The sequence below is a fragment of the Niallia sp. FSL R7-0271 genome (genome assembly GCF_038005785.1).
Lineage (GTDB): Bacteria > Bacillota > Bacilli > Bacillales > Cytobacillaceae > Niallia.
In genome coordinates, this window is record NZ_JBBOTZ010000001.1 from 1156449 (window position 1) to 1170824 (window position 14376).

At 38.8% G+C, this 14376-nt stretch carries 13 protein-coding genes; 10 read left to right on the forward strand and 3 right to left on the reverse strand.

From position 1 onward, the window contains the following. Positions 1–155: 155 nt before the first annotated feature. The 8 genes from MKX82_RS05855 to MKX82_RS05890 all read left to right on the forward strand — a co-directional run bounded on the left by MKX82_RS05855 (position 156) and on the right by MKX82_RS05890 (position 8291). The gene (locus MKX82_RS05855; RefSeq protein ID WP_285109843.1) at positions 156–773 is read left to right on the forward strand and encodes an SGNH/GDSL hydrolase family protein; all 618 of its coding nucleotides are present in this window, start codon (positions 156–158) and stop codon (positions 771–773) included. A gap of 20 nt (positions 774–793) precedes the next feature. Further along, the gene (gene mgrA / locus MKX82_RS05860; protein ID WP_341079414.1) at positions 794–1792 is read left to right on the forward strand and encodes an L-glyceraldehyde 3-phosphate reductase; all 999 of its coding nucleotides are present in this window, start codon (positions 794–796) and stop codon (positions 1790–1792) included. Between the two features lie 97 nt (positions 1793–1889). Next, positions 1890–3113, forward strand: a complete 1224-nt coding sequence (locus MKX82_RS05865) for a sugar efflux transporter (protein WP_237941107.1) — start codon at positions 1890–1892, stop codon at positions 3111–3113. A gap of 452 nt (positions 3114–3565) precedes the next feature. Beyond that, on the forward strand, positions 3566–4006 hold the full coding sequence (psiE, locus tag MKX82_RS05870; protein WP_396953772.1) for a phosphate-starvation-inducible protein PsiE: 441 nt from the start codon (positions 3566–3568) through the stop codon (positions 4004–4006). Positions 4007–4043: 37 nt separating this feature from the next. Continuing rightward, a complete protein-coding gene (locus tag MKX82_RS05875; RefSeq protein WP_233317776.1) occupies positions 4044–4472 on the forward strand; it encodes a MarR family winged helix-turn-helix transcriptional regulator in 429 nt (142 codons plus the stop codon). A 124-nt stretch (positions 4473–4596) separates the two neighbouring features. Beyond that, positions 4597–6216, forward strand: a complete 1620-nt coding sequence (locus MKX82_RS05880) for an MFS transporter (protein WP_341075681.1) — start codon at positions 4597–4599, stop codon at positions 6214–6216. A 20-nt stretch (positions 6217–6236) separates the two neighbouring features. Next, positions 6237–6872 (forward strand): efflux RND transporter periplasmic adaptor subunit, encoded by a 636-nt coding sequence (locus tag MKX82_RS05885; protein WP_285109845.1) that lies wholly within the window; start codon positions 6237–6239, stop codon positions 6870–6872. A 141-nt stretch (positions 6873–7013) separates the two neighbouring features. Further along, positions 7014–8291, forward strand: coding sequence for an MDR family MFS transporter (locus tag MKX82_RS05890; RefSeq protein WP_341079416.1), 1278 nt, complete (start codon positions 7014–7016; stop codon positions 8289–8291). 15 nt (positions 8292–8306) lie between these two features. On the opposite strand, the gene MKX82_RS05895 is transcribed toward MKX82_RS05890, so the two are convergent. The 3 genes from MKX82_RS05895 to MKX82_RS05905 all read right to left on the reverse strand — a co-directional run bounded on the left by MKX82_RS05895 (position 8307) and on the right by MKX82_RS05905 (position 12217). Then, positions 8307–9071 (reverse strand): DeoR/GlpR family DNA-binding transcription regulator, encoded by a 765-nt coding sequence (locus tag MKX82_RS05895; RefSeq protein WP_237941109.1) that lies wholly within the window; start codon positions 9069–9071, stop codon positions 8307–8309. Positions 9072–9397: 326 nt separating this feature from the next. Beyond that, a protein-coding gene (locus MKX82_RS05900; protein ID WP_085964999.1) for an IS3 family transposase occupies positions 9398–10554 on the reverse strand; the annotation gives its coding sequence in 2 pieces (ribosomal slippage) (positions 9398–10302 and positions 10302–10554; 1158 coding nt in all). Between the two features lie 118 nt (positions 10555–10672). Continuing rightward, complete coding sequence (locus MKX82_RS05905; protein WP_233317768.1) at positions 10673–12217, reverse strand: DHA2 family efflux MFS transporter permease subunit; 1545 nt, start codon at positions 12215–12217, stop codon at positions 10673–10675. A gap of 264 nt (positions 12218–12481) precedes the next feature. Between MKX82_RS05905 and MKX82_RS05910 the strand changes: the two genes are divergently transcribed. Together MKX82_RS05910 and MKX82_RS05915 are read left to right on the forward strand one after the other, a co-directional pair. Next, positions 12482–13378: a TetR/AcrR family transcriptional regulator gene (locus MKX82_RS05910; RefSeq protein WP_233317766.1), complete on the forward strand. Its 897-nt coding sequence runs from the start codon at positions 12482–12484 to the stop codon at positions 13376–13378. Between the two features lie 144 nt (positions 13379–13522). Then, complete coding sequence (locus MKX82_RS05915; RefSeq protein ID WP_233317765.1) at positions 13523–14374, forward strand: GRP family sugar transporter; 852 nt, start codon at positions 13523–13525, stop codon at positions 14372–14374. The last annotated feature ends 2 nt before the right edge of the window (positions 14375–14376 follow it).

Sequence of the window (14376 nt, forward strand, 5' to 3'; positions counted from 1 at the left end):
ACATGTTTTTCAATTTTTGTAAATAGAAAAAAAGGGTTTGCAAATAGAATAAGAGAATGCTAGTATTGGTGCGAACAATGTGATGAAAGCGTTTGAACTATTAATATATACATGTAGAACACTTAAACTTTTGTGAGGGAAAGAGGTTGGTCAGCTTGAACAAAAAGGATCTATTGCTGTTCATTGGTGACAGCATTACAGAAGCAGGCAGATATGAAGATCCGGAACAGATTGGTTTCAGCTATGTCCGTTATATTAGAGATTATATGGCGATTAATCGGCCAGAGTCTCTCCCAACAATCATCAATAAAGGGATTGGCGGCAATAGAGTCCCTGATTTGGCGGAGCGCTGGGAAGCAGATGTACTGAATCTAAAGCCAGATTATGTATCGATATCAATTGGCATCAATGATGTATGGCGACAGCTGGATTCCCCGCATCAAGAGTCATTGTCGCCAGAACAATTTAAAGAAGTTTATGCTAATTTGATTGAGCAAGTTTGCGCCCGCACAAATGCCAAAGTCATTTTAATGGAGCCGACTGTAATCGAAGAGAATGTAGATGCCCAAGGAAACAGGCTGCTCATACCATATGTAAAAGCAGTACAGGAACTGGCTGAAAGCTATAATGCCGTGCTTGTGCCAACACATACAGCATTTATTGCATATCTTCAAAAAGAGAATCACCAAGTGCTGACAACAGACGGTGTTCATATGAATACAGCTGGAAATATGCTGATGGCACAAACATGGCTTCAAGCCGTCTTAAACTAAATCGAAAAGGAGATAACGAAATGGTGTATACAGCGAATGAAAACCGTTATGAATCGATGAAATATAATCGAGCTGGAAACTCAGGTCTTTTGCTCCCAGCCATCGCTTTAGGGCTTTGGCATAATTTTGGCGGTGTGGATACATATGAAAATGGCCGGGCTATTTTAAGGAAAGCATTTGATTTGGGCATCACCCATTTCGACCTGGCAAATAATTACGGGCCGCCGCCTGGAACAGCGGAAGAGATGTTCGGAAAAATGTTAAAGGATGATTTTGCGCCATATCGGGATGAAATGGTTATTTCCACTAAGGCAGGCTATCATATGTGGCCAGGTCCATATGGTGACTGGGGCTCAAAAAAATATCTTGTTTCCAGTCTTGATCAAAGCTTGAAAAGACTGGGACTTGAGTATGTGGATATCTTTTACTCGCATCGTCCAGATCCAAATACGCCTTTAGAGGAGACGATGTTGGCTCTTGACCTCGTTGTTCGGCAAGGGAAAGCTATGTATGTTGGAATCTCTAACTATAGTGCAGAACAGACTGCAGAAGCAGTCAAAATTCTCAATCGCCTTGGCACTCCGCTGCTTATTCATCAGCCGAAATATTCTCTTTTGGACCGCTGGATAGAAACAGGGCTTCAAGACGTATTAGCAGAAAACGGTGTTGGTTCGATTGCCTTTTGTCCGCTGGCACAAGGTTTGCTGACAAGCAAATACGCAAACGGCATTCCGGAAAATTCAAGGGCTGCAAAACCACAAAGCTTCCTGAAGAAAGACCAGGTTACCGAGGAGTTGGTAGATCGCGTGATGAAATTGAATCAAATTGCATCAAACCGCGGTCAAAGCCTTGCTCAAATGTCATTAGCATGGGTTCTTCGCCATGGGAAAGTTACTTCTGCTCTCATCGGTGCAAGCCGAGTTAGCCAAGTTGAAGAAAATGTCGCAGCACTGAACAACTTAGATTTTTCGGAGAAAGAGCTTGCAGATATTGATTATATTTTAACTGCTTCCTTCTAGCAGTTACAAAATAACATTGCTGTCTAAATGGCAGCAATGTTTGTTTGCTAAAGACTGAATACAACTGTATTGATAGAAAAAAGGAGAGGAAATCATCATGATAAAAAAACTGTTGTTTGTGTGGAGAATCCCATCATTTCCAATTCTTTTTTTAGCGAATTTCATATTTGGCTTATCTATGTCATTTTTTGCCCCATTCTCTTCCCTTTTTGGAATTGATGAGGTTGGAATGAGCAATATCGGATTTGGGGTATTTATGACAATTATGGCAATTGGCGGTGTCGTAATCAGCACCATCATTGCCAAAAAATCAGATGCACAATTAAGCAGAAAGAAAATTTTATTATTTACAAGCTTTACAGGCATGCTCGGCTATATAGGCTTTGCCTTTGTCCGGGATTATCTCTTTTTGGCAGTGATAGCCTTTGTTCTGCTTGGTTCGGCAGCTGCCTCTGTGCCGCAGCTGTGGGCCTATGCGCGGGAGGCGCTGTATCATTCTGATGTTCCGAAAGAACAGGTGCCGTTTGTAATGAATGTTTTCAGGATGTTCTTTGCCCTTTCCTGGACAGTAGGACCTGCAGCAGCAGCATGGCTGCTGGCAATAATAGACTTCAAAGGATTGTTTCTGTTAGTTGCAGCAAGCTATGGAATAGGAATGATTGTAATACTGCTTTTCTTGAAGGATATTCCGAAAATTGTTGGTGAAAAGAAGGCTGCCCCTACCGGGGTGAGCTCTTATGTCCGGAAGCCTCATATATTCGGAAACTTGGCTGCTGCTTTGCTTTTAGCAGCGGCAACATCAATTCATATGTTGAATGCTCCGCAATTTGTTACTAAAGTGCTTGGTGGCAGCGAGTTTGATGTTGGGTTAATATTCAGTGTGCCGCCGATTTTTGAAGTACCGATGATGATTGCTGTCGGAATCTTGGCTACAAAGCTTGATAACAGTCTGCTCATAAGGATAGGCTTTGGCATTGCTGCCATTTATTTTACTCTATTCTTTTTTGTTGGCGAACCTTGGCAGATCTATCCACTGCAAATATTAAGTGCTGCACAAGTTTCCATTACTTCAGGAATTGCCATTTCTTATTTTCAGGATTTTATTCCTCAAGCACAAGGAACGGCAACAACACTGTATATGAATTCTACCCAAATCGGCAACACGGTTGGTTATTTGCTGTTTGGCGTTTTAGCAGAAGCGATGAGCTATGGCAATGTCATTATTATTTATGCGATTTTCGCCATTGTTGCCTTACTATGTCTAATCCTTTTCGGAAAGGAAAAGCAAAAAGCACAAACAGCATCGTTTCGGATGGAATAAAGTTTTATGAAAAAGGCAGAGACATAAGTATGTAAATTTGTGTAAAAACCGATCTATTTAATCATGTATTGATTAATAGATCGGTTTTTGTGTTTTAGTTTTAATACACTAATTAAAAATCTTAGTGGAATGGAGCGGAGGACACTCAACTCCTGTGGGAAATAGAGGAAAGGATGAGACTACGCAGGCGAAGACGAGGAGGCTCATCTTCCTCCCCGCGGAAAGCGAGTGGCTGGAGCGCAATGAAACGAACTAATTTTAAAGCCGTAATTTAGTCACAAGCTTTATTTTTCAAATTGTAATTTTATTAATCGTGTTTAGACTGGTTATCTTTCGTTTTATCTCAACCTCTTTTTTATAGCCAAATAAAAATTGCAGTAAACTCATAGTAAAAAAATAAATTTATGTATAAAATAAAAGAATCGTTTGAAATTATCCTCAAGCTAGGAGGAGTGTTGTTGGAGTCTCGAAAGGAAAAAGAGAAAAAACAAGTAAAAAAACAGCATTTGCTGCTTGCCAATATCTTGCAGCAAATTTTGAATATTTCCTTGATTTTGCTTGCGTTAATGCTAAGTGTTTTATTATGCAAAGAAATCATTTACTTTGTCGGACATGCAATGGAGCTCCATCAGATAAGCAGCAATTATGAACTGCTTGAAAGAATATTGGTGTTCTTTTTGTACTTTGAGTTTATTGCCCTCATAGTGAAATATTTTCAAGAAAGCTATCACTTTCCATTAAGATACTTTCTTTATATCGGCATCACTGCAATGGTCAGACTTATCATTGTCTACCACGATAATCCATTGCACACACTGCTGTATACCTGTGCTATTCTTGTATTAGTTATCAGCTACTACATAATCTCGGCAGCATCATCAAGGAAACATTAGAAATAGTAAAGAGAAGCTTCAAAGGGGGAGGATGCAAATGAATAGTTCACTTCAGTCGATAGAATATGAAGTTGCACTTCTGGTTCGTTTAATTACGGCAAGCAATCCAAAGCTTGGGAGTCTTGATCGATCCGAATACTTAATATTAAGTGAATTACAGCAAAAAGGGCCGATTGGAATTAATGAAATAGCACACCAGCTGCTGTTAAATATCTCAACTGCCAGCAGACAGGTTAGTAATCTCGAAACGAAAGCTTATATTAAAAGATACCCTGATGCGAATAATGGACGGATAAGCCTGATTGAAATAACAGAAGAAGGACTTGAGGTTCTAAAACGAGTGCAAAAGGCACGCCGTACAGTGTATGGGGATATCTTAAAAGACTGGAAACAGGAAGAAATCGGCCAATTGGATAAATTAATTAGTCGCCTTAATGCTGATTTTAAGAAGTGGGGGCAAGATTAAAAGGGATTCTTACAAAGAGTCTCTTTTTTTCTGCCGTAAAAAAAGATTGATTATTTATTTATATATTGTATAATACAACTTGTTGTATACAATATATAAATAACCACAAAAAGGGGGAGGGAAAATGAGTCAGCAAGTTAATACATCTGCATCTGAATCAGAGAAGGTGGCAGTTCCTCCATATTTAATCATTTCCATCTTGACAATATTCGCCATCGGTTCACAGTATTTTTCCAATCTTTCTTATATATTAAACCAAGGTGTGATACAAAATGGTTTGCAGCTTGGAACAAGCAGCCTATTGCTGCCTTCGACCTTATCTAATCTTGGGTTTGCATTTGGTGTGCCTATAGGACCAGTGTTGACAAGGAAATTTGGTTTACGAAAGAACTATTTGCTGTTTACATTTATTTTTCTGATTGGCTCCATTATGGCAGTCCTTACAGAAGATTTATTGTTTCTTATCATCGGGAGGGTTGTCCAAGGAATCAGTGCAGGATTTTTGTTTTTAACGATCTTGCCTGCCAGTCTAAAGTCGTTTCCTAATAAAATCAGGAACACGTTTTTGCTGATGATCATCACAGGTCTGTTCGGTGCTAGCGCTTTAGGTGCTTTATTTGGAGCCGTATCCTTACAGGCCGGCGCTTGGCGCTGGCTGTTTATGCTGAATGTTATAGCTTCTGTTCTATGTTTATTGGTTGGCTTTTTCGGTTTGCCAAAGCTAGAGCAGAAAGAAGAGCATTTGCCACAGGACAAAACAGGCATATTCCTATGGACGGCTTTGCTAGCGGTGCTTGCCGTTCCATTATGTAATTTAGTGGACAAAGGCTTTTCATCAATCTATGTTTGGCCATTTTTACTAGCAGCTTTCATACTGATGTGCCTATTTATTGTTGTTGATAGAAAGGCCGAAACCCCATTAGTGCCATTTAGAACATTAAAGGCATCAAAGCCTATCTCAGGCACAATCATGGCCATCGCTTCTCATCTGGCATTAGTTTTTGCAATTGCTGGTATTAATGGGTTCTTACGCAATAATTTAGATTTGCCGTTTGTATACTTGTCCCATTTTTATTTCTGGTTTTTCGTCGGTATAGTTGTGACAGCTGTTCTAAAAACGGTTTTATATGACAAATTAGGAGCAGGTATCCTTGGTATTATTGGTTCAATTGCCGTTATTTACGTAAGCATTCAATGGAGAACAATTGATTCAGCAACCTCCTTGCATGAATTATATTTTCAAGTCGCCTGTCTAGGAGCGGGGGTAAGCATGGTATTAGTGGGTGGAGCATTAGGAACTGCTCTTGCAGGAGACATTCACCAAGCCTCCATGCGGTCTGTCACGTTGCATTCTATGCGTAACTTTGCCGGTGCCATTGTTTCCCCGTTACTCGCATGGTTTTTAACAAAGCAAAACGCCGTCAATTATGAAATGATTCGCTGGAGCCTGCAAAGTGACAGTTCAGAGTTTAAATTGGAAATGGCAAATTGGACACGACGTTTAATGGAGCAGGGGAATTCTGTTGCAGATGCAAAATCATTGGCATCTTATGAACTCGTTGTTCATGCCAAAAAATCTGCTATTTTAGGAGCCTACCATCAGCTTTTCACAATACTGCTAGTTTTAGGTGTAATTATGCTGCTTTCTTCCATCGGTAAAGTTGCCACAGGCAAGGGCAGATCACTTGTTCAAAAACCGTCAAAGGAAGCTGTAAATCACAAGGCGGAAAACATTAGAGTCTAATCAAGATTGGAGAGAAACAGATGAGCAAAGGGAAAATATTATTAATAAACTTCATCGGACTTGTTGTTATATTAGGTCTGATTGCTTTAGGAGCTTATTTTTATTATCAAAACAAAAATTATGTAAAAACAGATGATGCTGTCGTTTCAGCAGATATTACGGAGATTGTGGCGCCAACTTCAGGGGTTCTAACGAGCTGGAACGGGGAAGCTGGAAAAGATATAAATAAAAAGGAATCAGTAGGAAAGGTAAGCAGTGGGAAGACTGCAAGTAACGTAAACAGTATGGAGGCTGGAACGATTATTAAAAATGAAGCAAAGGCAAATGAGCTTGTTCAAGCAGGGCAGGTGCTCGCTCAAACAGCAGATATGGATCATATGTATGTTTTAGCGAATATTAAGGAAACCGAATTAAAAGACATTGAGATTGGTGATAATGTTGATATAACCGTGGACGGTGATTCAGATGTAATGTTTGACGGAAAGATAGAAGATATCAGCTATGCGACAAACTCTGTCTTTTCTGCATTGCCTTCGCAAAATGCAACAGGGAATTATACGAAAGTGACACAAAAAGTCCAAGTGAAAATTTCCATTCAGAATCCGACAAAAAAAGTGCTGCTCGGTATGAATGCAGAGGTAAAGATATCTATTTAAGAAAAAGGGCAAATCCTAAGAAACTAGCTTAGGGTTTGTCCTTTTTCGTTTTCTTAATATAGTAAAATTAACTTGAGGATGCATGTAAAAGATTGGTATTATAGAAGAAGATTATAGAAAGAGAGAATGCTTCGTATGAGTATGCGTCTAAGAGATTGGGATCAGAATTTAAAGATCCGCCTTGCAGGGGAATCTGTTGTTAATATTACATTTTGGATGTTCTTCCCTTTTTTAGCTATATATTTTACTGATTCCTTCGGAAAATCAACAGCTGGCCTGCTGTTAATATTATCTCAAGTTGTTTCCTGTGCAGCCAATTTGCTCGGAGGCTATTATGCAGATAAATACGGCAGGAAAAGAATGATGGTGCTGTCTGCATTTGCCCAAGGGGCTGCATTCATCGTTTTTGCCTTCTCAAGCTCCCCTTGGCTTGACTCAGCACTGCTAGGGTTTGTATGCTTTACTGTTGTAAGTATGTTCGGTGCAGTGTATTGGCCGGCAAGTCAGGCAATGATAGCGGATGTAGTCGAAGAGAAGGATCGCAGCGATGTATTTGCGATTTTTTATACGTCGACAAATATTGCAGTCGTGATTGGCCCTATTATTGGCGGTATTTTTTTCGCTGATTACCGATTTGCATTACTGCTGATGGCCGGCGTGCTGAATCTTGTTCTCGGCATTGTTCTTCATTATAAAATCACAGAGACTGCACCCGTTTCCAAAATGGAGGAGAGCGGGCAAGCAAGTAATTGGATTTCTGTGCTCGGCGATCAGCTTAAAGATTATAAGGTAATCATGAATGACCGCATTTTTCTGCTTTTCATCATCGCAGGCGTGCTTGTCGGACAAACCTTCATGCAATTAGATCTCCTGTTTCCAGTGTATATAAATGAAGTGGTGACAGACCAGCCTTTGCTTCAATTCGGTAATTGGTCTTATGTGGTGGAAAGCACACAGGCATTTGGTCTTGTGCTCGCAGAAAACGGCTTGTTAGTCGCTATCTTTACAATTACAGTTACAAGATGGATGAGTAAATACAAAGAACGGAATGTGTTTATCATATCTTCGTTTATTTATGCCGCTTCTGTGCTGTTATTTAGCCAAACTTCATGGATTTGGGGGCTGCTGCTGGCGATGCTTGTGTTTACGCTGGCAGAGTTGATGACAGCTGGCATACAGCAAGGGTTCATTTCCGAGCTTGCACCAGCTGATAAAAGGGGGAAGTATTATGCCGCTGCAAGTCTGCGCTACACCTTCTCGAAAATGATTGCACCAGTGTCCATTCCGATGAGTGCATGGGTGGGCTATACGTGGACATTCTTCTTTATCAGCTTGTTAGCCATATTAAGTGGTGTAATTTATTACCGGCTATTTGTTAAATTCGAACAAAGAAAAATGGAAACAGCTCCTAAATGGTAATTTAGGAGCTGTTTTTTATGCTTCTTTTTGAGCAATGACAAGCTTAATATTGTTTTCACTTGCGAATGCCTGATATTCCTTTGGAGGCTCGGCACCTGTTATTAAGTAGTCAATATCATGCAGAGTGCAGTATGTCATTAATGCATATTTATCAAACTTATGATGGTCAACAAGCAAGTAAACCTCAGCGCTTCTTTCGACAACATTCTTTTTAATTTCGCTTTCTAATGGGGAGGAGTTTGTGACACCATTACTGATGGAAATCCCTGTTGATGCCATAAAGGCCTTATTGATGTTATAGGATTTGATAACATCTGTGCTTTGGATGCTTGCAAAGGATTTCGTTTTTCTTTCTAGCACACCGCCAAATGTTATAATATGAAGATTTTCATATGGCAGTGCTTTAATGATGAAATCGAGATTATTTGTAATAATGGAAAGCTGTTTTGTTTTAAGGTACTCCAGCATTTCCAATGTGGTTGTGCCTGAATCAATAAAAATTATATCACCGTCTTGAACGAACTCGGCTGCGTTCTTACCAATCAGCATTTTCTCATCCTTATTGCGTATTTGCCGATCGTTAAAAGAAACGAGTGTCGCATGGTTAACGGCAACCCCGCCATAGACTTTTTTAAGCTCTCCTTCTTCAACAAGCTCCTGTATGTCTCTGCGAATCGTATTTTTAGAGACATTAAATACTTCTACCAGTTCATCTAAAGAAACAGTTTCATGTTCATGCACATAATCCTGAATTTCCTTGATTCGTTTATTCTTCAGCATTTTTCTAGCCACCTTTTATTATTCCGCTATCTTTTATTTAAGTCTGTCTATTATCAAAGCTGCCCTGAAGTTACTTGACTACATTATTAATCCTGCATCCGCAGTTAAAATATGAAAGTCTAGTAACAGAATTTTTTTATTAACTTAGCTAAATTATACCAAAAACTAACCAAGACTTCACCATAAAAATTAGAAATTTTCTTGTTCGTCACGAGCAAATCTAGGGGGGGATTCAGTTTGGAAAAGGAGGTTGATATATTGATATAAAAAAACCAAGCTGATCATAATTGAAGTGAACCCTGAAAACGGGACACCAATCAAAACACCTAAACCACTTGTTCCCTAAATTCTTTAGGGGATAGGTGGTTTAATTTTTCTTGAATTCGCACACAATTGTAGTAATGAATGTATTCTAGCACAATCTTTCGCACAGTTGTGTTGGATACTTTTGTTATCTTTTGTGAATAGAAAGCTTCACTTTTCAAATGACCAAAGAAGCTTTCCATGACGGCATTATCATGGCAATTTCCTTTCCGGGACATGCTGGTGATAATGCCGTTTTCTTTGGCGTACGCTTGAAATTCTTTTGCTGTATAAATACTTCCTTGATCCGAGTGAAGAAGGACACCTTTTACTTTTCGCCCTCTCATTGCTTGTTTTAATGTCTTCATCGCCAATGTTAGTGTTTGCGACTCGCTGATGACACAACTAATAATTTCACGATTAAAGGCATCCATAATCGTTGATAAATACAAGGTACGCTCTCCAAATAATAAATAAGTTACATCCGTAAACCACTTTTCATTTGGTCTGGATGCATCGAATTGGCGCTCCAATCGATGAGGGGCTACCATTGGTTCCGCACCATTGATATATTTCTTTTTCTTTCGACGTACTTTTGAAAGAATATGATTTTGTCTCATGATTCGTAATACTTTTTTATGATTGACACACAGTCCCATTTTTCGAAGAGTAGCGGTCACTCTTCGATATCCATACCGGAATCTATGCCTAAGACAAACATCCTTTACTTTCTCTTCTATATCCTCTTTTAGATCTTCCGTTCGTTGTAACCAACGATAAAATGTGGACCGGGGTAATTCTAATACGTTACACAATTCTTTTACCGTTAGCTTTGTTTTTAAATCGTTCCATAAAGTAACTACAGTTTCTGGTTTCAGCCCCTTTCGATTTCTAGATACTTTCCCCATACAAGTAATTTTGTTTTTAGATGTTTATTTTCTAAGCGTAACTGTTCCAATTCATTTAACTCTTTTGGCCCTTTTCCATAAGAATATTGTTTTCCTACAGGTTGTTGAAAACGGTACGTTTGACCGGTACGATACCATTTCATCCATGTCTTAATTTGGGAAACATTTTTAATTCCAAGCTTCTCCATAATTGTCCGATTGGAATATCCATCCTTTTTCATTTCAATCACTTTCCACTTTATTTCTTCTGGGTAATGAACTCTTGTTTTCAAACCAAAAACACCTCCATTGAATTTGCATACTTAGTATGCGAATTCAGGAGGTGTTTTTTTCATGTGCCACTATTCGGGTTCACTTCATAATCACAGCTTGGCTTTTTGAATCTATTTATTAGTTTTCTGCAAGTTTTGCAGAAGTTTTTTGCTGCACTTTGTTTGGATTGCTTTGAATATCTTCAGCAGGTGTTGCTCGTTTCATAAAGAATGACAGGATTAAAGCAAGAACAACGACGCCGACAGAAATAAGGAATGCATCATTAATTCCTTCCATCATTGCTTTCATCGCAAGCTGCTCTTTAGCTGCCGCAAGTGTTGCCGCATCTGGCTGTACTGTGCTGTTAGCCATAGATTTCATTGCATCTTCTGCCAATTCATTTGCATGTGTTGTAGTGCGGTTGGACATAATGGTGATCATTAATGCAGACCCGATTGCGCCAGAAACTTGCTGCAATGTATTGTTCATTGCTGTGCCGTGCGGATTCAAACGTCCAGGCACTTGATTTAAGCCGTTTGTCATTACTGGCATCATAACCATTGACATCCCGAACATACGGAAAGAATAAATGATGATTAGAGTTGTATAAGATGTGTCCATTGTTAATTTGCTGAACATATATGTTGTAACAGCTGTGATAGCCAACCCGGTTACTGCTAAAATACGGGCACCATATTTATCAAAAAGTTTACCAGTAATTGGCGACATAATTCCCATAATGATTGCCCCAGGTAAAAGCAGCAGTCCTGAATCTAGTGGAGAGATACCTCTAACTGTTTGAATGTACATAGGCATTAACAGCATCGCAGAAAACATGGCAATATTAACTACAATAGAAATCGCTGCTGATAATGCAAATAACGGATATTTAAAAATCCTGAATTCAAGCATTGGATTTGGAATTTTAAGCTGTCTCACAATGAAGAGAACTAAACTTAGGAAACCGATAATCAATGTTCCATAAACATACGGACTGTCCCAGCCTTTGTTGCCGGCAGTGCTGAATCCGTACAGCAGACCGCCAAAGCCTAATGTTGACAGAATGACAGAAAGGGTGTCGATAGAAATATCTACTTTATCCTTTTTATCTTTTAATTTCACAATGGCAAGTACCAAAACAAGAATGGCAATTGGTGCGATTACACGGAATAAAACATGCCAATGGAAATGCTCTACGATATAACCAGACAATGTCGGACCAATTGCTGGTGCGAAAATCATAACTAAGCCGAATACTCCCATAGCACTTCCGCGTTTTTCAACAGGGAAGCTTGTAAGCAGGAAGTTCATCAATACTGGCATCATAATCGCAGAACCAGAAGCTTGGACCATACGTGCTGCCAACAGAACCGGGAACGATCCTGAGAAGCCTGCCACAAGTGTACCAATGGTAAACAATGACATCGCTGTGATAAACAGGCGTCTAATGGAATATCTTTGAATTAAAAAAGCCGTTGTCGGAATCATAATTCCGTTAACGAGCATGTAGCCTGTAACGAGCCATTGCCCGACAGAAGCATCAATATCAAAGTCCTTATTAATAGAAGGCAATGCTATATTTAATAATGTTGAGTTTAAGATAGCAACAAAAGCCCCGGCCATCAGAATGGCGATAATGCCATATGGTGGCTTTTTCGTATTTTGTGTTGCTGTGTTGTTCATGAAATGTTTTCCTCCTTATGAACCTTTAGTTCATTTTTTATACAATTGTTCTAGGCTTAAATAATAATATACTGGCAGTATAAATTTTGCAATAAAAAATGTTTAGGTTTACTAAAAAATAAATTTTGTTGGATTACTTTTCCTGTTGGATAGCGAGAGCAAGGCTTAATGGTAACGTTTTCTTTGCTGATTTCTTGAAATTATTTACCGAATAGGTTAGTATGTTTTTTGAACTGTCAGTATAATTTCCCTAAGGTGATGAATATGAATAACCGGAAAAAGCATGTATTGAATAAAGCTCATGAGCTATTTATTGAAAAAGGATTCCAAGCCACATCCATTCAAGAAATTCTAGAAAGTAGCGGAATCTCGAAAGGAACCTTTTACAACTATTTTTCAAGTAAAAATGAACTGCTGATTTCTATTTTTAAGGATATATACACTGAACTTGGCGAGAAGCGCAAACAGCTTATGATTGGTCAAGATAAAGCTTCATTGGCAATTTTTATTCAGCAAATTGAATTGTTAATTAACACGAACAACCAGTATAAGATTATCTCTCTTTTTGAAGAAATTTTATTTACGAATGATCCGGAGCTCAAGCAATTTTTGAACAGGAGGAGAATTCAGGAATTAAACTGGCTGTATAAGCGGCTAATGGATATTTGCGGAATTGATAAAAAACCGTATCTGCTTGATTGTGCCGTCATGTTGACTGGCAACCTTCATAATATGATCTTTTTCTATTCGTTAGATCAACAGCGGCAAATAGATGTTCATAAAATTGTACAGTACAGTGTTAATAGAATAATTGCGATGACAGAGGATGTTGCGAAGACTGGCGAACGAGTGCTTGCTCCTGAATTGCTGTTAAAATGGCTGTCAGACAGCGCCGAAAGTGACAGGCATACAGATAGTAAAAATATTTCCTGTATGATTGAATCTTTAAAGCTAATGGTTAGAAACAGTGTGCAAAATGTGGAAGATCAGAAAAAATATGAGGAATTAATCGATTTTGTGGAGGAAGAGCTGGCAGAGCCGGAAAATCGCCGCAAGCATCTTGTCGATATGGCAATAGGTGAGTTAAAATCTTCAATCAGCGACAGTGAATGCCATAAAGCAGTTTGTTTACTAGAAGAAAAAGTGCTGACAATGGAATAAGCAATGGAGTGGCCTGAAATCCGCAAATCGAGATTTTAGGCTTTTTTTTATTAAGTTACTTGCTTTATTAATAAATATGCTGATTAGATTTTGCACGATTAGGGAAATTTAAACGATATAACAAGAAAGTGGGTTTGATTTAAAGTGGAGTTTTTTTTAGCAATTCTTCCTGCTCTGTTTTGGGGCAGCATCGTATTAATTAATGTGAAAATAGGGGGCGGGGCATACAGTCAGACATTAGGTACAACAATTGGTGCACTTCTTTTCTCTGCTGTAGTTTATTTGATTGCAAGACCGGAGCTGTCCCTTCTTATTCTTATTGTCGGTATATGTTCAGGTATCTTTTGGGCAATTGGGCAAAGCAATCAATTTAAATCAATTGAATATATTGGGGTTTCAAAGACAATGCCAATTTCAACTGGTTTGCAGATTGTATCAACAACCTTGTTTGGTGTCCTAGTATTTCGTGAGTGGACAACTGCTACTACCATTATTCTTGGCATTATTGCCATTCTTTGTATATTAGCAGGGATAATTTTAACTACATATGATCAGAAGAGAAGTGCAGATGAGTCTGCCAAACTGAAAAAGGGGACAGTTACCTTACTGATTTCTACTTTAGGGTATTTAGGCTATGTTGTAATCGCAAGACTGTTTTCTGTTGATGGCTGGTCAGCACTCTTCCCTCAGTCAATCGGAATGGTGATTGGCGGACTTGTTATTACATATAAACATAAGCCATTCAATCTTTATGCATTAAAGAATATATTGCCTGGTTTGTTTTGGGCAGCTGGAAATATGTTTTTGTTTATTTCGCAGCCAAAGGTCGGCGTGGCAATCAGCTATTCTTTATCCCAGACAGGTGTAGTTATTTCTACCCTAGGCGGAATCTTCTTATTAGGAGAAAAGAAAACAAAGCGCCAGCTTGTCTTTGTTGCGGTTGGGATTATCCTCATTATTGCAGGGGTCATCTGTTTAGGCATCGCGAAAAAATAACA